The sequence below is a fragment of the Aeromonas sp. 604282 genome (assembly GCF_049170575.1).
Lineage (GTDB): Bacteria > Pseudomonadota > Gammaproteobacteria > Enterobacterales > Aeromonadaceae > Aeromonas > Aeromonas veronii_A.
In genome coordinates this window covers 120,863-144,485 of sequence record NZ_JAAKMV010000006.1, presented here as the reverse complement: position 1 = coordinate 144,485, position 23,623 = coordinate 120,863, and the positions used below count along the sequence as shown (strand labels likewise).

21 protein-coding genes are annotated in these 23,623 nt (G+C 58.2%); 2 read left to right on the top strand and 19 right to left on the bottom strand.

The genetic code is table 11. The features are described 5' to 3' along the window. Nucleotides 1-17 precede the first annotated feature (17 nt). The 18 genes from G5367_RS09605 to G5367_RS09520 all read right to left on the bottom strand — a co-directional run bounded on the left by G5367_RS09605 (nt 18) and on the right by G5367_RS09520 (nt 18,488). Nucleotides 18-1,058 (bottom strand): rod shape-determining protein, encoded by a 1,041-nt coding sequence (locus tag G5367_RS09605; RefSeq protein ID WP_005340051.1) that lies wholly within the window; start codon nt 1,056-1,058, stop codon nt 18-20. 204 nt (nt 1,059-1,262) lie between these two features. Continuing rightward, nucleotides 1,263-4,955 carry a DUF6701 domain-containing protein gene (locus tag G5367_RS09600; protein WP_421244845.1) on the bottom strand — a complete coding sequence of 1,231 codons (3,693 nt, stop codon included), beginning with the start codon at nt 4,953-4,955 and terminating at the stop codon, nt 1,263-1,265. Continuing rightward, complete coding sequence (locus G5367_RS09595; protein WP_421244846.1) at nt 4,955-5,380, bottom strand: MSHA biogenesis protein MshP; 426 nt, start codon at nt 5,378-5,380, stop codon at nt 4,955-4,957. The genes G5367_RS09600 and G5367_RS09595 overlap by 1 nt, the downstream gene beginning before the upstream one ends. Nucleotides 5,381-5,417: 37 nt before the next feature. Then, nucleotides 5,418-6,347, bottom strand: a complete 930-nt coding sequence (locus G5367_RS09590; protein ID WP_421244847.1) for a PilW family protein — start codon at nt 6,345-6,347, stop codon at nt 5,418-5,420. Further along, the gene (locus G5367_RS09585) at nt 6,347-6,970 is read right to left on the bottom strand and encodes a type IV pilus modification PilV family protein (protein WP_421244848.1); all 624 of its coding nucleotides are present in this window, start codon (nt 6,968-6,970) and stop codon (nt 6,347-6,349) included. Before G5367_RS09585 ends, G5367_RS09590 begins: the two co-directional genes overlap by 1 nt. Beyond that, nucleotides 6,957-7,445 carry a prepilin-type N-terminal cleavage/methylation domain-containing protein gene (locus G5367_RS09580; protein WP_005342902.1) on the bottom strand — a complete coding sequence of 163 codons (489 nt, stop codon included), beginning with the start codon at nt 7,443-7,445 and terminating at the stop codon, nt 6,957-6,959. The genes G5367_RS09585 and G5367_RS09580 overlap by 14 nt, the downstream gene beginning before the upstream one ends. Nucleotides 7,446-7,502: 57 nt before the next feature. Beyond that, the gene (locus tag G5367_RS09575; RefSeq protein WP_005342901.1) at nt 7,503-7,934 is read right to left on the bottom strand and encodes a prepilin-type N-terminal cleavage/methylation domain-containing protein; all 432 of its coding nucleotides are present in this window, start codon (nt 7,932-7,934) and stop codon (nt 7,503-7,505) included. A gap of 14 nt (nt 7,935-7,948) precedes the next feature. Then, entirely contained in the window at nt 7,949-8,620 is a 672-nt protein-coding gene (locus tag G5367_RS09570) for a type II secretion system protein (RefSeq protein ID WP_421244849.1), read from the bottom strand. Between the two features lie 77 nt (nt 8,621-8,697). After that, nucleotides 8,698-9,159, bottom strand: coding sequence for a hypothetical protein (locus G5367_RS09565; RefSeq protein ID WP_005342899.1), 462 nt, complete (start codon nt 9,157-9,159; stop codon nt 8,698-8,700). Between the two features lie 77 nt (nt 9,160-9,236). Beyond that, the gene (gene mshG / locus G5367_RS09560) at nt 9,237-10,457 is read right to left on the bottom strand and encodes an MSHA fimbrial biogenesis protein MshG (RefSeq protein ID WP_278169751.1); all 1,221 of its coding nucleotides are present in this window, start codon (nt 10,455-10,457) and stop codon (nt 9,237-9,239) included. A gap of 3 nt (nt 10,458-10,460) precedes the next feature. Beyond that, nucleotides 10,461-12,170, bottom strand: a complete 1,710-nt coding sequence (mshE, locus tag G5367_RS09555) for an MSHA fimbrial ATPase MshE (protein ID WP_421244851.1) — start codon at nt 12,168-12,170, stop codon at nt 10,461-10,463. A gap of 74 nt (nt 12,171-12,244) precedes the next feature. Further along, nucleotides 12,245-13,339, bottom strand: a complete 1,095-nt coding sequence (locus G5367_RS09550; RefSeq protein WP_421244852.1) for a tetratricopeptide repeat protein — start codon at nt 13,337-13,339, stop codon at nt 12,245-12,247. Then, complete coding sequence (locus tag G5367_RS09545; protein WP_421244853.1) at nt 13,336-14,226, bottom strand: ExeA family protein; 891 nt, start codon at nt 14,224-14,226, stop codon at nt 13,336-13,338. Before G5367_RS09545 ends, G5367_RS09550 begins: the two co-directional genes overlap by 4 nt. A gap of 92 nt (nt 14,227-14,318) precedes the next feature. Beyond that, nucleotides 14,319-15,992 (bottom strand): pilus (MSHA type) biogenesis protein MshL, encoded by a 1,674-nt coding sequence (gene mshL, locus G5367_RS09540; protein ID WP_337073115.1) that lies wholly within the window; start codon nt 15,990-15,992, stop codon nt 14,319-14,321. A gap of 70 nt (nt 15,993-16,062) precedes the next feature. Continuing rightward, nucleotides 16,063-16,392, bottom strand: coding sequence for a SctD/MshK family protein (locus G5367_RS09535; RefSeq protein WP_265061714.1), 330 nt, complete (start codon nt 16,390-16,392; stop codon nt 16,063-16,065). Continuing rightward, the gene (locus G5367_RS09530; protein WP_421244854.1) at nt 16,385-17,032 is read right to left on the bottom strand and encodes an MSHA biogenesis protein MshJ; all 648 of its coding nucleotides are present in this window, start codon (nt 17,030-17,032) and stop codon (nt 16,385-16,387) included. The genes G5367_RS09535 and G5367_RS09530 overlap by 8 nt, the downstream gene beginning before the upstream one ends. Then, the gene (locus G5367_RS09525) at nt 17,032-17,625 is read right to left on the bottom strand and encodes a PilN domain-containing protein (protein WP_201947769.1); all 594 of its coding nucleotides are present in this window, start codon (nt 17,623-17,625) and stop codon (nt 17,032-17,034) included. The genes G5367_RS09530 and G5367_RS09525 overlap by 1 nt, the downstream gene beginning before the upstream one ends. Continuing rightward, nucleotides 17,625-18,488 (bottom strand): MSHA biogenesis protein MshI, encoded by an 864-nt coding sequence (locus tag G5367_RS09520; protein WP_139740303.1) that lies wholly within the window; start codon nt 18,486-18,488, stop codon nt 17,625-17,627. The genes G5367_RS09525 and G5367_RS09520 overlap by 1 nt, the downstream gene beginning before the upstream one ends. A gap of 87 nt (nt 18,489-18,575) precedes the next feature. On the opposite strand from G5367_RS09520, the gene G5367_RS09515 reads away from it, so the two are divergent. Further along, entirely contained in the window at nt 18,576-19,499 is a 924-nt protein-coding gene (locus G5367_RS09515; protein ID WP_201947771.1) for a 1-aminocyclopropane-1-carboxylate deaminase/D-cysteine desulfhydrase, read from the top strand. Nucleotides 19,500-19,563: 64 nt separating this feature from the next. Here G5367_RS09515 and G5367_RS09510 read toward each other — a convergent pair whose 3' ends face one another. Next, nucleotides 19,564-21,492, bottom strand: a complete 1,929-nt coding sequence (locus tag G5367_RS09510; protein WP_005342880.1) for an EAL domain-containing protein — start codon at nt 21,490-21,492, stop codon at nt 19,564-19,566. Between the two features lie 496 nt (nt 21,493-21,988). Here G5367_RS09510 and G5367_RS09505 point away from each other — a divergent pair, with 496 nt between their 5' ends. After that, nucleotides 21,989-23,518, top strand: coding sequence for an EAL domain-containing protein (locus G5367_RS09505; RefSeq protein ID WP_421244855.1), 1,530 nt, complete (start codon nt 21,989-21,991; stop codon nt 23,516-23,518). Nucleotides 23,519-23,623: the final 105 nt, after the last annotated feature.

Below are 23,623 nucleotides of genomic sequence, written 5' to 3'. Positions count from 1 at the left end.
CTGGCCGGCTTTGGGTCTTATTCGTAGTGGAACAGATCGCCACCGTGCATATCGATCAGCTCCAGCGCCTTGCCGCCGCCACGGGCCACACAGGTGAGGGGATCTTCGGCCACGACGACAGGAATGCCAGTCTCTTCCATCAGCAGACGGTCGATATCTTTCAGCAGAGCGCCACCACCGGTCAGCACCATGCCGCGCTCGGAGATGTCGGAAGCCAGTTCCGGCGGGGACTGCTCCAGAGCCACCATAACGGCGGCCACGATACCGGACAGCGGCTCTTGCAGCGCTTCCAGGATTTCGTTGGAGTTGAGGGTGAAGCTGCGCGGTACACCTTCAGCCAGGTTGCGACCACGGACTTCAATCTCGCGCACCTCTTCGCCCGGATAGGCGGAGCCGATCTCGTGCTTGATGCGCTCGGCAGTGGCTTCACCGATCAGGCTGCCGTAGTTGCGACGGACGTAGCTGATGATGGCTTCGTCAAACTTGTCGCCACCGATACGGACGGACTGGGAGTAGACCACACCGTTCAGGGAGATGATGGCCACTTCGGTAGTACCACCACCGATATCAACCACCATGGAACCGGTTGCTTCGGACACCGGCAGGCCGGCACCGATGGCAGCAGCCATAGGCTCATCGATCAGGTAAACCTCGCGGGCACCTGCACCCAGAGCGGACTCCTTGATGGCGCGACGCTCAACCTGAGTGGAACCACACGGTACACACACCAGCACACGCGGGCTGGGGCGGAAATAGTTGTTGTCGTGAACCTGCTTGATGAAGTGCTGCAGCATCTTCTCGGTCACGTAAAAATCGGCAATCACGCCGTCTTTCATCGGGCGGATTGCGGAGATGTTGCCCGGGGTACGGCCCAGCATCTGCTTGGCGGCATGACCGACAGCAGCGACCGATTTGGCGTTCCCGCGCTCTTGGCGAATGGCGACAACTGAGGGTTCGTTAAGGACGATCCCTTGATCTTTTACATAGATCAGGGTGTTGGCAGTTCCCAAATCGATCGACAGATCGTTGGAAAAGACGCCTCTGAGCTTTTTGAACATGGCTACGGGAAATCCTAAGAATTTGGAGGTGCAGAAAACCGGCTAACTTTACCAATGCCCACCCCAATCGGCAAGCGCTCAAACTGTCGCCAATCAATCAGGCGCGACAAAAATGCGAGTCATCACTCACTCGCACACGCTTGCAAACACTAATAAACAAGGATTTAGGGGGATGCTGCTGAGCCATCCCCCCTTTCACATTATTCAATGCAATACTTCGCGCCGATAAATAATTCTGTCATTACCACGGCTGGAGCCGAAAATGGCCTCCCCCTGCAGGCTGGCCGGGTCAGACAACCAGATCGGCTGCGACGGCTGTTTTGCCAAATCGACCTTGTAGGGAATGCGCACCGAGATATCCGGCTTGGCAAAGTGGAACAGGATCTCCCCGTCTTTCGCCAGTGCAGCGTCCCCACCGGGCGCCGAGCCGCCCAACCCCAGCTTGATTTTGCGACCCGCCCCCAGATTCAACTCGCGGGTCGCAGCATCAAAGGTGTGACTCGAATTGAGGAAAGTGAACCCCTGATTGGCCAAAGAGAGCTGGGTACACTGATCTTCCTTGTTCAGCAGCCAGTTGCCAGCGTCGTAATATTGCATTTGCTGCGGAATGGCCAGCGGCGCCGCAGTCAGCCCCGCAGCCGTACCAGCTTGCAGGCGACCGTACAACAACTTTTGCGTACCGAGTAACACCGCATTACACCCAACACCGGAACATGCCCCAGCCACAGCAGTATTCATATTTGGATTAGCCAACAGTGTATTACCGCCATCCTTATCATCGACTTTGATACCAAAGCTCAACGTGGCAAAAGGTGCTTCTGGACTCGCGGCGCGATCAAAACGGGTATTCAGCCCCAAAGGCGACTGCTGATTGATACTGGCGACACCATTTGCCCAACTGAGCGATGGCGACAACGTAATACGCTGGTCACGCGCAATGCCATCCAAAGCATTAGCCGCCACCATCTCAGCAACCCCTTTAGCGAACGCCCCCTTATAGTTCTGTGTCGTCCCTTTCTGCAGATTGCGTGCAGTGAGGACAAAACCGCTGGCAAAGGGCTGACTCATGTATGTAAAGGCATTGCAGGCTGGAGTGATAAAACCGCCGCTCAAACTGTAATCCCAAGGCACAAAACGACCGATGGGGGCGCTGGTTACAGCTGGTATTGTGTAGGTGAAGTAACTACCAGCAGGTGGGTTCGCTGTCATCCTGAACACTCCCACCTCACTCACTGTCTGACTAACGCTATTAACACTGTTGGGTGCAGCCACATGGCTATAGGTGGTAGTCCCCAGCGTTGCATTGGTGCCCGGATTGGGTGCCACCAGCGTACTGCCCAGAGCAATATTGGGCAGGGAAAAGTTGGGCGTAGTCAGATTCCCGGCGCAGATATCCCCATCATTGGCTGACTCCCAGGCCATCGCCTTGATATCTACCTGGAACGTATCCCCCGCTTTCTTGAAGACTGGACAGCTGCTATCACCTGCCGCGCATACCCCTTGCGGAGGGGTAATGCACAAGCCCACCGGACGCGCCACAAACTGATCCGCTCCGAGCATCACCAAACCGGCTTCACTGCCAGTACCATCATAACGGGCATCCAGTTGCACCTTGCCCGCATCCGGATAATTAACCGTGATGGTCGACTGCCCCTGAGCATCAAATGCGAGGGAAAGCTGCGTCGCAGCTCCCTGACTGGTACTGAGCACACTATTGTTAATGCTCATCTTGCTGTTGTAAGGGTTGCTGGCCGGAGAGATATAACTGCTCCAGAACTTGACGCTCTTGGTCTGACTGGCAAACCCCGGCACACACTGCTTGGTCACATCGCTCTTTTTGACTGCCTTGATAGTCACCGTCTGCGGCTGATTGGAATAGGTATCAGGCACATCAAAGAAGAAGCCGCTATCGGCAAAGTTCAGGGTACAGGCGGCAGCACTGGGCGTACCAGCCCCAGCCTTGCACAAGGTGGTACTGAATGGCTTGGTCGTCGGAGTCGAACCGGAAACGCCGATGGTTACTGCGGTCGGCGTATTGTTGCGCAGCTGCACAGTGGTCGAACCGCCGCTGAAGGTCACTGTATTGCCACCAATCCAACCATTGCTGGCAGAAATTGGGGTTAAACTCAGGGTCGCGGTCACCGGGTCTGTGATTAGTGTGGTACAAGCGGCATTGGCGCATGCCTTGACAGTCACCGTCTCGGGATTGCACGTCAGCGCCTGACCGGAGTGGTCAAGCTGGAAGTGGTCAATCTGAACACCAACCGGGTTGGATCGCAGAGCACAGATCTGCACATTGTCGAGTTCATGGACGTTGGTGGAGCCCCCGGTCGAACCGGTAAGAGAGAGCAAAAAATCACTCGGCACCTGAGTCTGGCCGCTCTGACTCTGAGCATTGAACGAGTCGATCAGCGTAATGTAGCCATTACCGGTATCTCGCTCTATTTTCACCATCGACTGGCCGGCAACACGTGAGTCAATGGTAAGTTGATACTTGTGGTTAGCATTGCCATTGCCATCAACTGCCGGGCTCAGGCAATTTGTGCTCGTGTTGGTCGTGCCGTTGTTACAGGTACCCCGCAGATAGTTGTAACCACTTGTTCCTGAACCGGAACCACGGATAACCACCGCCTGCCGACGCTGCCCCACGTTGGCCGTCCCCCCCTCGCCCGAGTAGTTACCGAACTCGTCGAAGCCAATCCCCAGCCAACCTCCTGCAAAACCGGGGATACCCGGCTTGAAACCATAGCCAAGCGGACCACCAAATGCTCCGGGCTGTGGTGTCACTGTCGCATCGGATAGCACTACCGCCATACCATCAGCCCCGTTGCCACCGTAGGCATAATGGTTAAAGGAGATGGTCACCAGATTGTTCGCTGCCGGAAATAACCGCTGATAGGTAGTTGAGGTGGCCTGATTACCCACCGCTTGGGTCAAGCGCAAGCGGCCGTTGACAATTGAAGGGGTGAAAGAACCACTACTGGTCTTCACCACCCAGTCACTGCTCAGAGAGCCGGACGAGAAGTTATCGTTAAAACAGGTCAATGGCGGAGTAAATGCCTGGTTATTGATGGCGCTGCTACTTGCCATCGTCAGGGAACGGCTGGTCGTACGGCCATTGATGACGGAGGTATTGTTCAACACCAGTGTCTGATCGGAATAAACATACCCATTCAGCAAGGTATCGTTATTCAGGGTGATATCCTGATACCCAAATAGCAGCAGAGAACCCGTACTGGCACGATTCAATACAGCACCGTTGAGCTGGACTGCCTGATTGACAAAGATCCGCACATCTCCCTGTACTTCAATCTCGGCCCCCTGGTTTAGAGTCAACTGCTCGATCCAGTAGTCTCCGCTAGGCAAAATAAGCTTGGCACCACTGCCAGCCTCTATCTTCTGGATCCGATACTCGGTGCGCGCTGAAGAGAAGGTCACGGTGCAACTGCTATACAGGGAGAGGCTGGAGAACTGATACTGACTTGCACTGCCTAAACTGATAGCCTGCCCTGCACTACAGAAAGGGACTCCGCCACTACTACCATTCCCAGCTAAAAATGCGTTACCCCCACTGGTGGATAGACCCTGAATCGTATCGGGTGTAATCGTACATAGTCTTCTACTGCCATTGCTGTTATCACAGCTATCAACAGGCATTCCCGCATTTTGGTTGGAATAACAGAAATTTAGGGTTCGCCCCTCTGTGCCGGTTATCTTGGCGCTGCCATTCATGGTGAGAGTGGAGTAGTTATTTCCCCACCACCCACACCAGCCATTACTCGTGCCACCATGGCCTTGTACAACAGCAGGAAACGTTGTCCCATTATTGATAGTTTGAAAGGCCCCTGCTGCGCCACTAAATAGCCACACGGCTGCGACGATCCATAAATTGCGCATCAGGGTGTTCCTCCATCATAAGCTTCGACCATCAGGGTTCGGCTCACGGCAAAATCAGGGTTGGCACTGTTAAGGTCCGAGCTGCCACAGGTTCCGACACTCTCGAGACGATAGCCATTGGTCACAGATCCGTTGTAGTTCACCGGCACCGTGGCGCAACGAACCACAGCCTGACAGTTGGTCAGCCCTGGATTGCTGGCAAAGCTCAGTGGGCTGCTTGCCAGGCAGACCGCTGGGGGGGTCGGTTGGGCAAGCGTGCGCTTGGGGAACAACCGATAGAGCGCCACTTCCAGCCCGCTCTGGGCGGCCAGCAGGGCCCGCACGCTGCGCACCTCCACGGTATTTTTCTCGCCGCTATCGACCAGAAAACGGCCCATGGCAGCCGCCAGCAGTGCCATCACCACAATCACAAACAGGGCGATCATCAAGGCACTGCCTCGCATCCGTCCGAAAGCCTGTGGATCAGGGCACATTGAACACCTCTATCTTGTGGTTGAAGGTGACCGACTCCCCCTTGCGTTCGAACACAAAGCGCATGCCAAACTCCCCTTCGGCGTTAAACGCCGAGGTTTCCCGATAGAAGGTTCCAATACGAAGGGAATCGGCCATCAATACGCCTTGTGCAGGTAAGGATGCTCCAATGGGGGCAGTGGCACGGATCAGCGTGTTTCCTTCCACACAGTAACGTACCTGCTGGTTGGCAAAGTAGACCCGGCTGCCCGGAGAGAGACCAGCCAGGCTCTCGGCACTGGTATAGCGGATGGTTTGCGCTCCGGATACGGGCGTCAGCACATCCGTGACCTTGGCCACGCAGCGGCCATAATCGCAGCCAGCCGTGAGCGAACCGGCATTTTTGTCCGGCACAGGGAAGACGATCAGCTGATCATTTTTTTTGACGACGGTGGCATCCACATCCAGTGGGTTGGCAGCAGAAGCCGGGGTCGCCATCACCAGCTCAAGGGTGGCCGTGCTCCCCGACATAGCACGGTTAAGCGCCAGATAGCGGCTGGAGGTGCTGATGGGCCAAAACCGCAGACAGGCACCGGAGTCGACCCATGCCCCGCCAGTCGTCTCGATCCGCTCCGATCCCGGCACCGCATCGCGCAGTTCGCGGTTAAGCCGCTCCATGGCGAAGCGGGCATCGCTCATCAGCTGCTCACGGCTGCTGGCATCGCCATAAATCTGGGTACCGATACCGATAAACTGGCTGGTAAAGGTCGCCATTATCCCGAGCAGCAGGATGACCATCACCAGCTCAACCAGGGTAAAGCCACGGTTACCCCGAGGTTTGTGGTAGGTTCGATTGGCCACCAGGCGTAATCTGGCGCCGGAGTTGGCTAGGGGCGCTGATATTCTGGTAGAGAGGCAACCCCCGACAGCAGAGCGATCCATCAGTAGTTCCCCCGGTAGAAGGAGAAGTCGAGCACGCTCTGATCCGGTAGCTTGATCTGCAGATCAATACGCTTACCCACAGAGCAGGGTGCGGCACAACTCTTGAAGGTGCCGTCGCTGAAATCGGCTCCGCTCACCACAATTTTCACCTGATAGTTGCGATACTCCTCACTGCCGACTCCCGCTGCAGTCTGAGTCAGGGTGTTGGCATCCACCCAATTACCTGCGGTATCGAAATCATCCACATCGTTATAGGCATAGGATGCGGGCTCACCATCAGGACCATATTGACTAGGCTGCCAACCAGCAATCGTCGGAGCAGGAGGTTGCTGGGTACATGCCACGCCAACAGGGCAACTGCAATCCCCATAAAATTGGCCATTAAAGGTCTCGCCACAACGATAACGACCACCGTTATGATCCGAATGTTCATCAAACGACTTTTGCAGGATCTCGCCGGAGAGGCGCTGGGCAAGCTGGGCGGCGCGCACCTGCTGCACCGGATCCACTGCCTGAGGTGCTTGATTGATAAGTAACCCCAACATACCGGTCAAGGCCACGGCCAGCAGCACGATGCCGACGATCAGCTCAATCAGGGTAAAACCACGCTTAAGGGATCTCATGGATAAACCCCTCAGACTCAATCTGGATGCGGCTGGTTTCGCGACCATCACTCACCTGCAAGGTACAACCGGCGGCGCAACTGCCTAGCGGCCTCCCCATCTGATCGAAGCGCAGCACGAAGCTGTTGTTGCTGTTCAGGGAAAGAGTGATGCCTTCAGAGACGGTTACCAGCCGACCACGGGTGCGCAAATTGTCGGTCCAGCCACTGCCCAGATCATCGCTGGCAGGACACGCAGTATAAGTTCGGTGGGCAAAACGGGGAGAGGCGACCACCAGCTGGGTACAGCGGTTGGCAGGCTCATGCATATTGACGGTCTGCACCAATCGCAGCCGGGTCAGCAGCTCGTCACGCACGGTTTGAGTTTCAACGCCGCCTTTGCCCAGCCATTTGGGCACAGCAAAGGCGGCAAGAATCCCGAGTAACAGGATCACCAGTACCAGTTCAATCAGGGTAAAGCCCTTGGTTGCAGGCATGGTTTTTCTCATTGGGGAAAGAAGAAAGCGAGGCCGAAGCCTCGCTTGGTCGAACAATCAGTTACCACAACCACTGACATCAACACTAAAGGGATCATTTTCTGATGCCTCATTATATTTGACTTGGCAATTAGAGTTATTGCCGGCAGCAACAGGCTTGAAGGTCCCTTTGGATGCAGATACTTCATCCCATCCATCTAAGGTAACCGCGCTTGCGATGGTATCTGCTGTCGGATAGCCAAACTTAGCCTTAACAGTAGTTCCCGCAACAGATACAGCAGCAGAAGACTTTTCGATCCCCTGAATTGCAGCTTTGCTGTAAACCAGGTTGGCCGCACTTTGCAAGGATGCCTTAACCCCATCAGCAGCAGCTTGGCGTGCATCATCCTGCAGATTCAGGAACTTGGGTGCAGCAGTGACCGCCAGAATACCCAGAATGATGATCACGATAACCAGTTCGATCAGGGTAAAACCCGCCTGTTTTTTCATTTCACTTTCCTCTGTTAATTAATATTTGTGGTCACCTGACCGGATGCCGGGCGGTAACTGAAACTCATAAATGCATCAGTCTTGCCTTGCGGATCCTGATACTTGCCATCACTGCCCTTACTCAAACTATTGACCAGATAGTAACGGCAGACCGAATCCAGTCCATTACTGCTCACAGTGGCATAGTATTTCAGGTCATTGCCGCTACCGCGCACTTCATTGAAGCTGGCCGTAGCCTTGGGCGGGTTTTGCAGTAGTCCCTCCCAAATATTGAGACAACGCTCGGCTGTCAAATTGGCTGGGTCCACATCCGGATTACCGCTGGCCGCAGTATCCATGGGGTAGCCAGGGGACAACTCACCATTGCTGATCTGGGCATCCGTCGGTGTGGTCAGATAAAAGCGACTGCCATCATAGAGCACGGTATTGAGGCTATCCTGTTTGGCTCTCCCTTCCGCTTCCCACTGGGCCCGAACCAGAGATACACCGGTAGCAAAGCCACCAGATACACCCTCGACGCTGGCCTTCTTCGCCTCGTCGGTCACATCCAGAAAACGGGGCAGCGCCGTTACCGCCAGGATCCCCAGGATCACGATAACGATCACCAGCTCAATGAGGGAGAAGCCAGCAGCCTGTCTTGTCACCCCGTTATTTGGCATTGATGGTGCCATTGGTTTCATTTTCATGCTCCCTTGGTAATGGCCGATATTATTTCATGCAGACCTAAAAAAATCATGTAGTTGGGTCATATGATTAGCCTCATTCAAGGCTTTTTCATCACTCGCCCGTCGGAAAACAGATAAACCAGCCAATAACCATCCCATCCTATCTCGCAGCCACTGCCATCGGGGCGAGCCAGAAACTGTAAGGGTGGCATGCTCCCCTCCGTCTCGCCCACCAGCGCAAGCCACAACTGACGACAATTCTCTGATGGGGATTGCGGGGGCAATAGTCCGAGTGGCCAGCCACGCTCATCAAATTGCCAACCATGACCGGCGCTATGCAGGGTGCCGGGGCGCCGCTCATTCAGCCAGATCCCGTGCAAACGCTGTGCCCGCTCAGCAAATTGCTCCCCCAGCAGGGTTAGCGAAAGCTGTTGCGCCTCCTCCCGGTTGATCTGATAGCTGCGCACCAGGGTCGTGACGATCACCATCAGCAGGACTATCACGGCGATCCGCCGATATCCGGCCAGCCAGCGATCATCCTGTTGTGTCTGTCTGCTCATCCACTCCTCGACTCCCTCGCCCTATTGCCTCTTACGACGCTCATCATGTCCCGCCAATCAGAGTTAAAGATGCATGGTTACTTACCCCGAACAGCGCGCATCATGTCCCACATCGGTGTAAAGATCCCGAGCGCCAGGATCAGCACCATCACCGCCACGATCCCGATCAGGATCGGCTCGATCCGTGCAGTGAGACTCTTGAGGTCATAATCCACCTCCCGCTCGTAATACTCGGCCGCTTCATGGAGCAGGTCATCGACCTGACCGGTCTCCTCCCCCACGGCAATCATCTGCATCACCAGCGGGGTAAACAGGCCGCTACTGCTGGCTGTGCGCAGCAGGCTCTCGCCCCGCTCGATACCGGCGCGCATATCTCGTACCCGCCCCGCCATCCAGGCGTTATCCACCGCATCGGCCACCAGGGTCAGCGCAGTGTTCAGCGGCACCCCTGCCTTGAGCATCATGGAAAAACTGCGGGCAAAACGAGCCAGCAGGGAGCGTTCTATGATGGTGCCGACGATCGGCAATTTGAGCTGCCAGCGGTGCCAGGTCAGCTTGCCCTTGGTGGTAGCAACCCAGCGGCGCCAACCAAACACCATCCCCGCCAGAATGGCGAGCAGCAGCCACCAGTAGTGGACGAAAAAGTGGGAAGTCGCGAGCAGAATGCGGGTCGCCAGCGGCAACTCCACCCCGAATTTGGCGAACATGCCGGCAAACACCGGGATCACCATGATATTGAGGATAACCATGGCGATACCGATGGCGATCATCACGAAGCTGGGGTAGCGCATGGCGGTCTTGATCCGCTTGCGGGTCTCCAGCTCCAGCTCGAAATAGTTAGCAAGCTGCAAAAAGGCCTCTTCCAGCTGACCGGTGTTCTCACCCACGTGGATAATGGCGACAAACAGGCTGCTGAATACCTTGGGGTGCGCCTGCATCGAGCTCGACAGCGGCCGACCATTGCCGAGATCTTCCCCCAGCGAATGAAGCGCCCGCTTGAGCGGCTTGCTGTGAGTGCTCTCCTCCAGCCCGGCGATGGCGCGCAGGATCGGGATCCCGGCCCGGGTCAGGGCATACATCTGGCGGCTGAAGATCACCAGCTCATCCAGCTTGACGCCCCCTTCCAGCAACAGTGACCAGTCGATGGCAGCGGATTTGGCCTTGCCCGGTTTCAGTTCGGTGGGCATCACCCCGCGGCGCATCAGCTGCTCGGCGGCCGCCATCTCGTTGGCCGCTTCGACCACGCCACTGGTGGCGTTGCCCTGGCTGTCACGCCCCTTGTAAGCAAAGTTAGCCATCGCTTACCCCAAATCCTCGGCCAGTCGCAGCACCTCGTCCACCGAGGTGATCCCCTGACGGGCATAATCGAGGGCGGTGAGGGCCAGCGGCCGATAGTGTTCATGTTGACGGGCCGCCTTGGCGAACCCTTCCGCATCGTTGCGGCGCAGGGCATCCATCATCGGCTGATCCAGCTCCAGCAGCTCGTAGACCCCGATCCGGCCAGAATAACCGGTAAAGTTGCAGCTCTGGCAACCCCGGCCCTTGTGATAGGTGTGTTGGCCGGGCGCCTCGCCGGAGAGTACGGTGAGCCAGGTGGCCTGCCCTTCGTCGGGCGCCTTCTCCTCAACGCAGTGCTCACATACCCGCCGCACCAGCCGCTGGGCGACCACTGCCCGCAGGGCGCTCGCCACCAGATAGCCGGGCGCCCCCATGTCGATGAGGCGCAAGGCACTGGTCACCGCATCGTTGGTGTGCAAGGTGGTCAGCACCAGGTGACCGGTGATGGCGCCACGCAAGCCGATCTCCACCGTCTCGTCGTCCCGCATCTCACCCACCAGCAGGATGTCCGGATCCTGACGCAGGGTGGAACGCAGCACATGGGAAAAGGTGAGACCGATCTTGGGATTGACCTGCACCTGGCTGATACGGGGCAGACGATACTCCACCGGATCTTCGACCGTGATGATCTTGTTGCTGGACTGATTGAGCTCGGAGAGGGCGCCATAGAGGGTGGTAGTCTTGCCGCTCCCGGTCGGGCCGGTCACCAGGATCATGCCGTGCGGGCGTTTGAGCTGACGGCGGAAACGGGTCAGGATCTCCGGCGGCATGCCGGTCTCGGTCAGTGACAGAATGCCGGAGGATTGATCCAGCAGACGCATCACCACCGACTCGCCATACTGCACCGGCATGGTGGACATCCGCACATCGACATCGCGGCCGCGCACCTTCATGTTGAAACGGCCATCCTGCGGCAGCCGCTTCTCGGAGATATCGAGCCCGGCCACCAGCTTGAGGCGCAGCACCAGCGCCTGGGCGATGCGCACCTCGTTGAGGATGTTCTCGTGGAGGATACCGTCGATCCGCTGGCGAATGCGCAGCACCTTCTCGTCCGGCTCGATGTGGATATCCGACGCCCCCACCTGAACCGCATCCTCGAACAGGGAGCGCAGCAGCTTGGCCACCGTCGCCTCCCCCTCGTCGTTGGCCCCTAGGTTACTGGAGCCCAGCTCAAAGCCGGAGTCCTGATACTCCTCCTGCAACTGTTCGGCGAAACTCTCGATCTCGCGGGTCCGGCGATAGAGGCGGTCGAAATACTCCAGCAGCTGCCCTTCCCGCGCCACCGCCAGCACCATGATGCGCGGGCTGAGCAGGGCGGCGACGGCATCCAGTGCGCTCAGATCCGCCGGATCCGACATGGCCACCGTCACCTTGTCGTCGGTAAGGTTGACCGCCAGTGCCCGATAACGGCGCGCCTGCACTTCGGGCAGCAGTGGCACCGCAGCGGCGTCGATGGTCAGGTTGTTGAGATCGAAGAAGGGCACATCCAGCTGGCGGGCGAGAAACTGCAACAGCTGCACCTCGCTGATAAAGCCGAGGTCGATGAGGGTGGTGCCCAGCTTGCGGCCGGTCTGACGCTGCTGCTGCAGGGCAAGCTGCAGCTGATCATCAGAGATGATCTGCTCTTGTACCAGCAGGTCGCCGAGGCGCATTTTCAGTCTGGGTTGTGCCATGTTTGCTCCGATCTCTGTTACTTCACACCCGTTGCCGCATCCGATTAGGCTTAGCTAATCGAACCTGCTGTTTATCAAGGGGTTAGTTGGCCAATTCGTTGTTCCAGCCAGTTGGTCGATGCCTCGCCGAGGTTGCCGTGCAACAGGGCGTTGCGATAGGCATCGAGCGCCCGCTGGCTGTGACCCTGACCATCCTCGGCCACGCCGAGGCCAAGCCACCAGCGGCCCTGATCCGGCTGCTGACGCAGCAGCTTCACATAGAGCGCCGCCGCATCGGCATTCTGGCCCAGCTCCTGAGTCAACCCGGCCCAGGTCGCGTAATAGTCCATGTTGCTGGCGAGATCCGGCTGATAACCGGACAACCAGCCAAGCGCCTGCTGCTGTTGCCCCTCGCTGATGGCAAGGCGGGCCAGCAGCAGACGAAAATCGGCCTGTTGGGGATCGAGCCGGATCCCCTCCTCCAGCAGCTGACGCGCCTCGGTCAGGCGGCCCTCGCCGTAGAGCAGCCCCGCCAGCTGCTCGCGCGCCCCCTGATTGTAGGGATCGTGGGCCAGCACCTGATAGTAGTTGTCCTGCGCATCCCGCAGGCTTCCCTTGGCCATGGCGGTGGTCGCCTTGCGCTCCGCCAGCGCCGCCAGCTCCTTGGCCGACAGCTCGACCGTCTCGATCTTTAATACACTCGGTTTGCGCGGTGCGCTGGCGACGGCCTGTTGCTCTGCCGCCAGTTCGGCGTAAAGCTCGGGCTGCAGCTCTTCATCGGTCGGCTCCGTCTCGTCAACATCGCTGGAGGCATCAAAGGGCGCACCGTCGGTCGTGTCGCCAGAGTCATATTCCCCAACCTCATCATTCACCTCGTCCTGACTTGGCAGCGGCAGCGCGGCCGCCACCTCGACCGGCTCGGGCTGGCTGACTGGCGAGGCGGCCCTTGCCACCACATCGGGAGTCACCGCATCGGGAGCTAGCACTTCGCTGGCCGCCGAGACGATATGGGTCTGCTGCCAGTAGATCCAGGTTCGCCAACCAAGGATCCCCAGTGCCAGACCACAGATCAGGGTCAGCAGCAACATCCACCATCCCTGCTGGCGCGCAGGGGCAATATAGACGGCAGCGCCTTCGGATCCTTGCTGGCGCCGGTCCAGATCTTTCAGCATCTGGTTGATAACGCTCATGGCCAGACTCCATAAGCCAGGGCGCACCCCAGCAACAGTAACAGGGGCCACCAGCGCCGTAGCGCAAAGCGGCTCGCATCGTCGGTATCGCGAATGGCAAGCCGGACCAGACGACTGTCGATCTGACGCACACCCTGACCATAGGCCAGCATAAGGCACTTCTGCGCCAGGATATTGATAAGTCTCGGGATCCCTCGTGATGCGCGCCACAACAGGCGCATGGCTCGACCTGCAAACAACGGTGCCCCGCGGTAACCGGAGACCTGCAATCTGTGCTCCAGATAGGCACGGGTCTCGTCAAAACGCAGCGGCCGCAGGCAGTAGGAGAAGCCAATCCGCTGGCGCAGTTGGCGCAGATGCGGCTTGCCCAGTCTGGTATCCAGCTCCGGCTGGCCGAACAGCACGATCTGCAGCAGCTTGCTCGATTCGGTCTCGAGATTGCCGAACAGGCGGATCGCCTCCAGGGTCTCGTCCGGCAGCGCTTGCGCCTCGTCGATCAGCACCACCACCCGACTGCCCTGCTGGTGCAGGCTGATCAGGTGACGATGGATGCGATCGGTGAGATCCAGCTCACTCTGCTCCCGCACCGACAGCCCCAGCTCCAGCGCCAGCGCTGTGCGCAGCTCGGCCGGGCTGAGGTGGGGATTGGGCAACCAGGCGAGCCGCACCGGGCACTCTTCCGAGCCCAGCGCGCTCAGCAGTTTGCGGCAGAGCAGGGTCTTGCCGGTACCTACCTCGCCGGTCACCTTGATAAATCCCTCCCCTTGCGCCAGCGCCCAATTGAGCACCTGTAGCGCCTCCTCGTGAGGGGGAAGGCCGTAGTAGAAGCCGGTATTGGGGGTAAGGCCGAACGGCGCCTCCTGCAGACCGAAGTGGCTCAGGTACATGTGACATCACCTGCCAAGGCCAACAAGCAGCCTGTGCTGGCAAAGCAGCACAGGCCGTTTGGGATAAGAGTGACCGTCTCTGGTGTCATGGTTCAGCCCTTGGCCGGATACCACTTGTCGAGCAGCTCGGAGGAGCGTTGCAGCTCGTTTTGCCAGGTGTCTTTCTCTACCACGGTCGGTTTGAGCATGATCACCAGCTCCACCTTCTTGGTGCTCTCGCGGCGGTTGGTAAAGGCTTCACCCACCCAGGGAATATCGCCCAGCAATGGTACCTTGCTGACGATCTCCTGTTTATCGGTCTTCATCAGACCCCCGATAACGATGATGTCGCCGTTATTGGCCTGCACCACGGTATCTGACTCTCGAATGGAGCTTTTCGCCAACGGCAGCACCAGCGTATCGCTGTTTGTAACCTTGATGGTCTTGGTTTGCTCTTCAGTATCGATAACGGAGGGGTGGATATGCAGCAACACCTTACCCTCTTCATCTATCTGTGGTGTCACATCCAGAGAGATACCCGAGAAGAAAGGGGTCAGCTCTACATTGGGAGTGGTTCGGTCACCACTCGTCGTGCTCACGGTTGTCGTCGATGCATTGGTGACAAAATATTCGTCCGTCCCCACCTTGATCACCGCCTTCTGGTTGTTGGTCGCGGTGACGCGGGGGCTGGAGAGGGTATTCACATCGCCCTGGGTCTTGAGCAAGTTGACCGCCACGTTGAAGTTACCGTCGGAAATGGTAAAGCCAGCCCCACCTCCCAGCGCCGTAAATATCTGGTTAGGGGTGGTGGGCAACTGGGAATTAGCCGCCGAACCACCGCCTGTGATCCCCTTGCCGCCATCCCAACTGGCGGAGAGACCGCTCCAGTCCACCCCCTGCTCGTACCCTTCGTTGAGGGCGACTTCGATAATCCGCGCCTCCAGCACCACCTGACGCTTGAGGTGACTCTCGGACTGATTGAGGAATTCACGCACCGCCTTGAGCTCTTTCGGATAGGCGCGGATGGTGACCAGACCCGCCTGCGGGCTGGTGATCACTGCGCGACCGTCACCCGTGCCAATCAGGGTCTGCAGGGAGTCACGCAGATCGGTCCAGTAGTCGCTGTTGGTGTCAGTCTCGATACGGGTGCCATTGCTGCTGTCGCCGCTCGAGTTGTTGCCGGAGGAGTTGTTGGTGCTGCTGTTGTTGTTCGACGCACTGTCAAAACTACTGTCGCTGTTGCCGTTATTGCTGTCATTGGCTGTCACCCCGCCGGTGCTGACCGAGGTGCGGGAGAGGCCACGACGGGACATCATCAGATAGTTGACCGGGATGGTTTCGGTGCGCAAACCCGCCGGATAGATATGGAAGACGTTGCCCTTGCGCTGTACGTCAAAACCGTACATGTCGCCCACCACCGCCAGCACTTCCGGCAGGGTCACATCCTTGAGCTCGACCGAGATCTGGCCAGCCACCCCGGGGTGCACCGCCACGCTGTAACGGGAGCCCTTGAACAGGGAACCGAAAAACTCCACCGCCTCCACGTCGTGAGCCGCGATACGCAGCCGTTTCTCCGGCATGCCGACCGGCATCTGCGGCCGGTTCAGCTGCAGCAATTCACTCTGCACCGACTTGGGCAAGGTGGTCAGCGGGGCAGCCTGCTTCTGCTGTTCGTTCATGGCCTGCTTGAGGGCATCCTTCGCCTGGGTCGGCTCGGGGTGCTGATACGTGGTACAGCCTGCAGCCATCATGGCCACGGTGATCAGACAGAGACGGTGTTTTTTCATGTAATTAGGGCACCCTGACTTGCAATTAAACTCGATAAAGCCGATTAACCTCTCGAGAGGCAAGCACGACTCAAACCCGGATCTTGCTGGCGAACAGTGTTACCGCATGGCGTTTTCCCGCCTTTTCCAGCACCACGGCATCGGCATTGATGGCCACCAGCGTATAGCCGTCCACCTGTTGTCCGACCCGATAACTCTTGCCATTGAGTACCGCCAGTGCAGGGCCATTGCCCAGCACCACACTCTGCAGCTTCGGCAAACCGGCGCTGCTCTCGCCGGTCGCACGGGCGCCAACCGCCACATCCGCCAGCGGCGCAGTGGGATCCTGCAATACCTCGACCTGCCCCGCCTGAACCAGCAAGCTGAACAGGCAACAGCACAACGCAAACACTCTAGCCACGGATAAACTCCTTGCTGGTACTCAGGGTGTAGATCTCCATCTCCACCACCGCGCCGGGATAGGCTTTGACCTGATAGTCGAACTGCTTCCAGTAGAAGTGGCGCGGCAAGGCTTCCAGCGCTTTAAGATATTGATACACATCGAAATAGCCGCCTTCAAGCTGAAGCCGGATACCATGCTTGTAGAGATTGACCTTCTGCTCTCCCGCCATCAGCGGGGTCGGCTCCAGCGAACTGAGCGCCAGCATGTGAAGGTTGGCGGAGCGGGAGAGCAGCGCCTCCAGCACCAGCGGCATCTCGTGCGCCGGGATCAGATCGACGGTCTGTGCCTTCAGCTCATCGTCGATACGGGCCAGATCCGTTTCGACCTGCGCCAGCTGGTCGCGAACGCCCTGATTGGGATCCCGCTTGAGCCGGGCCTGTTTGCCGAGGTTTTCCAGCTCCATGATCTCGAGGTCGCCCTCGGCGGCGCTCAGGGCCATGCGATCCTGCTGCAGGCGGGTATCGGCGCCATCGAGCCAGCCGTAGAGTCCGGCCGCGCCCAGCAGCACCAGACCAGTCAGCAGGATCAACACCCGCTCCCGCTGGCTCAACACGGCGATACGCTGGCCCCATGCCTGCCATTGTGCTTTCAGGTTCATCAGGGTTTCTCCCGCGCGATGCCGCTCAACTGGAAGGTCAAACGACCTTCCTTGTCACGGCTGAGGGTCAGTTCACCAAACTCCTTGCCCACCAGACTCGGGGTCTGCTTGAAGCGGTTGACCCAGGCCGGTACATCCTGACTGCGTCCGGCAAAGCCGGAGAGGTTGATCCGCCCTTCGTTGATCTCGATGCGCTGCAACGAGAGGTTGCTGTTGCGAATGCGGGAGAGATCCGCCATCACGCTGGCATAGCCCTGGGATTTTTGCAGGGTCAGGCTGCCCAGCTGGCGCATCAGCCCCTGCTTGGCCGTCAGCTCATCCTGCTTGTTGACCAGTTGCTGTTGCAGCCGGGGATCTGCCTGATGGCGCGCCAGCTCGGCATCGAGCCGCTGCGCCTCGCTGCGCTTGAGTTCCAGCTCGGCAGAGCGCTGCGCCAGCGCCCGGCTGACCTGCTGCTGCTGCCAGCTGTAACCCCCCCCCGTCAACAGGATCAGCAGCAGTGCAAAGCCCCATACCAGCGCCATCTGATTGAGGCTGGCCCACTGCCGCTTGGGGCGAAACTCGGCGCCATAGAGGTTTATCTGACGTTTCATCACGCATCCTCCCCGATGGCGGCGGCATAGGCAGAAAGGTATTCGACGCCAGCCAGCACCGCCTTGTTGGCCATGGCGGAGACGGCAAAGCCGAAGGTCTGCTCCATGTGACGCACCAGGGTACCGATAAAGGGCGAGGCGACGGCAAACTGCATCTGCCCCAGCTCGGGCAATTTCAGCTGGCCCGCCAGATAGTCGAGGGAGCGCTGGATCTCCAGCGCCAGTGAATCGAGCAGCATGCTGTCCGGCTCATGTTCGCCAGTCAGGCTGATGAAACCGCGCAGCTGGCGGGAGAAGCAGAGCCCGCCCTGATGGAAGACCAGCAGTTGCAGATCCTGCCCCTTGGGCTGCCACAGCAGCATGCGCACCGTCTCGTCAGCGTCATAGAGAGAGGTGAGCGCCAATTCGTCGCTGATGATGGATTGCAGGGTGGCGATGCCGTTGATGGCATCGGCCAGCTGTTGCACCCGGCTCTTGGGCAGGCAAATCACATTGATGCGAGGACGACCGGCCGGCGGGGTGGGCAAGTCCACATAATCCATCGCCAGTTGCAGCACGGGTTCGCTGACATAATCCTTGATGGCCCAAGGGAGCGCCCCCGCCATCTCGGCGTCAGGCACGGCAGGCTTGTCGATCTGGATCTGTTGATAAAGGCTGGCGGCGAGGGCCACCCGCACTTTAGACTTGGCCAGTCCATGACGGCTGAACAGCTCGTTCATGGCCACTGCCCACTCCTGTGGGCCGTTGATGGTGCGCGTCGCGAAGATGGGGGGATTGCCCACCGCAGCCAGCATGATCCTGTCATTGGCCAGCAAGAGCCCGACCTGGCGGCTTGGCGTCGACCGTCTGAACAGTTGTTTCATGTAAGCCCGCCCATCAATAGTGATTAAATGTATGAAATATTAACATAAACAGCAGATTAGCCTCCATATTAAAAGACGGACTCACCATTGCAAGCCAGCCTTTCCGCCGAGTCAGAGGGTCAAGCCATCCTCCCTTCCCCCCTGCAACGCCTCCACCATCCGTTGCTGACCCGCTATGGTGTGGAGCTGTGGTGCAAGCGGGATGATCTGATCCATCCGGCCATCTCCGGCAACAAGTGGCGCAAGCTCAAGTACCACCTGCTGCATGCCAAAGAGCACGGCAAACAGCATCTGCTCTCGTTTGGCGGCGCCTACTCCAACCATATCCACGCGCTGGCGGCAGCGGGGTGCCAATCTGGTCTTCGTACTACCGGTATCATACGGGGCGAATATGACGCCGTCAGTAACTCTACCCTGAGGGATGCCCGGCGCTGGGGCATGGATCTCGTTTTTGTCGACCGCCAGAGTTACCGGCGACGGCAGGATCCCGACTGGCTGGCCCAATTCGATGCACCCGATACCCTGATCGTGCCGGAAGGGGGTAGCAGCCCGCTGGCCATCCCCGGGGTGGCGGAACTGGTCGGCGAAGTGCCCTTCTCGCCGGATCTCTGGGTACTGCCCTGCGCCAGCGGCGGCACTCTGGCGGGCCTGATCGCCGGCAAACGGGATCGGGAGCAGATCCTCGCCATTGCGGTACTGAAGGGGGGCGGCTTTATCGCTGACGAGGTGTGTCGCCTCCATCCTGCGGCAGCCAGCATTCCCGGTTGGCGGATCGCGCTCGATCACCACGATGGTGGCTACGCCAAATTCAGCCCGGCCCTCTGGCAGTGGGTTCAAGATTTCAGCGCCGAAACAGGTCTGCCTCTGGAGCCGATATACAGCGGCAAGGCGATGTGGGGACTGTTTCGCGAGCTTGCTGCGGGCCGCATCGCTCCTGGCAGCAAAATCGTCTTTATCCATACCGGCGGCATGCAGGGATTGGCCGGACTGCGGGAACAAGGGCGACTGTGAGCCCCGCCTGACGGCAACCGCAAACGAGAGAGGGTCGCCCCACGACGACCCTCTCTCATTTATCTCAATCACCAGCCGGCTCCAGCACCAACCGGCGTGGCTCGGCAAACCAGGGCCCCTGCCCGGCATGCACCCCGAGGTGGCGCAGCATCTTCCACTCATCGCCACTCTCTACCCCCACCGCCAGCACCCGGGTACGGGTATTGGCGCAGCCTCCTACCAGACTGCGGACCGCCATCTGGTTGACCTGTCGGGCGTGTATCTCCCGCACCAGGCTGGGGTGCAACTTGAGGAAGTTGATCTCGAACTCCTTGATGTACTGGGTGCTCACCACATCCTGGCCAGCATGATCGATGGCCAGCTGGCAGCCCAGCATGCGCAGGGAGCGCAGCGGCCGCTTGAGTGCTTCGAAGTGGCGGGTCACCTGGGATTCGGAGAGTTGCAGGATCAACCGCTCGTTGGTGCTGCGCGGCAACTGGAACAAGGCGAAGAAGAGCCAGCGCTGGAACTCGCGGTTGAGCAGGCTCTGGGCGCTCAGGGTCAGACTGATGGGACAGCTCTGCTCGGAACGCTGGCGCAGCAACACCAACGTTTGCTCCGCCACCAGCCGATCCAGTTGCAGCAATAGCCCCACCTTCTCCGCCATTGGCATGAAGATCCCAGCTTGCAGTTCCCGCCCCTGCTCATCGTGGATATAGGTAAGCAGATCCTGTTGCAGCACCACCTGATCCCGATCCTGCTGGACCGGTTGGGTATAAAAATCGATGCCCTGTTCTTCAAGACGGCGACTGATGAGGGTACGCCAGCGCACCGTCCCCTTGCTGCTCTGCTCCTCGTCCAGCTGCTTCTCATAGAGAAACCAGCCATTGTGCCCCTGTAGACGGGCACTCTTGAGGGCCAGCTCTGCCTCCTCCTGCACCTTGAGCAGGGTGTCTTGCGCCTGGTAGCAAACAGCACCGATGTAGATGGCCGTCTCCGGATTGACCTGCTGCGGCCAGTGCAGCCGTTGCAGGCTCTTGAGCAACTGGCTGGCACTGTCCACCATCTCGCTCTCCGACATATTGGGCAACAACACCGCAAAGACATGCCCAGCATAACGAGCCTGCAAGGCGCCATTATGCTTGCGCACAAAAGCACTGATCACGGCACTCGCCTCCAGCAGCAGATCGTGTCCCTGCAGCTCGAACTGGTCAGCTTCCAGCTCTTCCAGGCAGGCGAGTTCAATCAGCAAGACACCGCCACTCATGACGCTCGCCTCCATGATGGCGCTCTCGAGCCGGTTATCGAAGAAGAGGCGATTGCCAATACCAGTCATCTTGTCGACGAAGGCGTTGCTGCGAATGAAGTTATCGAAGCGGCTGCGCTCCTTGCGAGCATCCGCCAGCTCAGCCAGCAGATGGTCAAGTGCCTGGCTGGCGGCAACCGGCCACTCTTCGGCGGGGTCATGGCTCAGTTTGACCAGTTTGTCATCGAGGATCAGCTGGGCGCGTATGCCCAGCAGCTCGGCCCCGCGCAACTGCTGGCGCAACCAGCGGATGGAGTACCAGAGACCGAACACCACGATAAAGATACCGAACGAGATGCCCGACATCGCCTTGATGGAGTACTCTGCCTCCTTGAAAGGACGCTCCAGCTTGAAGTTGGCCTGCATGCCCGCCTGATGGGGCAGTAGATGGCTGTATGGCACCAGCAGCGGTTCATTAACCGGACGTTGTACATCACGGAACCAGTAGACCCGCTGGTCGTTCTGGCGCACCTCCAGCTCCACCACATGAGCCGCCCGCAGCAAGGTGGGCAGCCAGCGGCTCATATCCTCCATGCCGTGAGCAACATCGAGCTGCTTGTCGATCACTTCGACCAGCGCATCAACCTTCTTTTGCTGCAACTCCATGCCCAGCTCACGAAAGCTGAACACCCCGCCAATCAGCACGGTCGCCATGGCAGCGATCACGCACAAGGTAATAAACGAGACAAGATGTGTTGTAAGTTTCATGTGCCTTTCCGTATGCCCGGCATCATCCATTGGAGTTCATGGTAGCAGTGGCACTGTAGCCATCACTATGGACGGGGATCCCGCTTCTGTAATTTAAGCGAGGCAGCATACCCAAAGCAGAGAGGGAATACCAAGGAAGGTACACAGGTGGAGCAGGGGAAGATAGCAGACAGAAAAATGGTCCCTCAAAAGGGACCAAAAGGAACACTCATATCAAAACTAACACTCTGTGCTACTGACAAAAAACAGATACAGGAGTATTGAACACACGGTGAGTCAAACCGCAGGGGTACTCTAAAGCAGTTCGGATAAGTTGGGCAATTGTCATTTATGACAGGTCAACGATTGCCTCTTTTAAAAAGAAATTAAAAAATCGATTAAAACCAATTAGTTAAAAAATCAATCAATAAGTGTGACATATCGGACTCAAATTGATTGTGCTAATGCACTATGATGGCGTGACCCATCTGTGTCTCGTGAAACAGGCAGGACTACCTTGTTACGCATCTCCCCCCTCTGGATCACTGTTCTTCTATGTGTCTTGCCCATTCTGGCAAGCCAGTCCGTCGGCATCTGGCTTACCAGACCAATGGCCAACCACCTGATGGAGCAGAAGGTGGCCGAGATAAAGCGTGCCATGGCGATACGCCATCACACCCTGGACAAGGCCATGAACGAGCAATTGGCACAGTTTGATTTCGATTGTGGTGCCAACGACATGGCGTTGCTGCGGGATCCCCGTTTTTACAGCACCCATATTCGTCTGCAGGGGTTGGAACTGGCATCAGGGAAAAGCTGCTCAAGCCTGGGTATAGGCATTTCGCTCATCAAAAATGTCAACCAGGAGGGAAAGCTTCCCGATAAACTGGGACTGACCGCCACAACAGCCAGCTTCAATACTGAGCAGGAGATGGTTGCCTACTACCAAAGCGGCGGCAACATTGCCTACTGGGTGCTCGATAACAGCTGGAGCCACGATCTGCTGCAACTCCCCTGCAGTGGCTGTTTCTATCTGGAGTTCAGTCAGCGGGATCCCGTGGCAATGACCCCCCGCTTCCCGCGCGGTAACCAGGCAATCAAGCTCGAAGAAGGCAGCCGCAGTCTGAGCTTCTTCGATCAGGACAAACTCACCCGACAAACCATCTGGGCAGGTTCCGCACTCGATCAATTTGCTCGCGAGCAAGTCAGACGCATCGCACTCTGGTGCGGTGCTATCCTGAGCGGACTGCTGGTGACCGCCTATTGGTCGCTGCGAAACTATCGCCGCTCGCTCAAGGGGCTATTGCAGGCCGGAGTGGTGCGCCAGGAGTTCATTCCCTTCTATCAACCCATCGTAGATATTCGTACCTGGCAGGTGGCCGGTTTTGAGGCTCTGTTGCGCTGGCAACGGGGACACGAGCTGATCCCCCCGAGCGCCTTTATCGAATATGCGGAAGATCAGGGACTGATCCTGCCGATTACCAGACAGTTGTTGGAACAAGTGATCACGGATCTGCCGCAGTTGGCGCCAGAGCAGTGGATCAGCGTCAACCTGGTCGCCGCACATATCGAACAACCCTTGCTGCGCAACATGTTGAGCGAACACCACAATCCGTCGCCCGAGCGCCTTACCTTCGAGCTGACTGAACGCAAGCCGATCATCGATATTCAGAGTGCCACCGACGAGATCACCCTGCTGCAACAAATGGGATATCACTTCAAACTGGACGACTTTGGCACCGGTTACGGGGGGTTTGCCTATTTGCAACGGCTGGGCATTCGCCAAATCAAGATTGACAAGATGTTTGTCGACACCATAGGCACCAACGACCTCAAACGCAGTGTGCTGGATGCCATCATCACATTTGGTCTGGAATCAGGCATGGAGATGATTGCAGAAGGGGTTGATACGCGGGAACAGGTTGAGTATTTACGACAACGCGGCGTCTGTCTGATCCAGGGTTACGTCTTTGGCAGACCAATGGCGCTGGCAGATCTTGCCATCTGGCAACAAACGTGGCCCCCACAATATTCGCAGGAGAGCTGACACTGATATTACACAAGACAGGTCCGGCAGAGCTCGTCCCAACTGACCCGCTTGCTCCCTTTTCCACAGAGGCTGGCTGGCACTGACGCAGCCTCTGGAGCCACT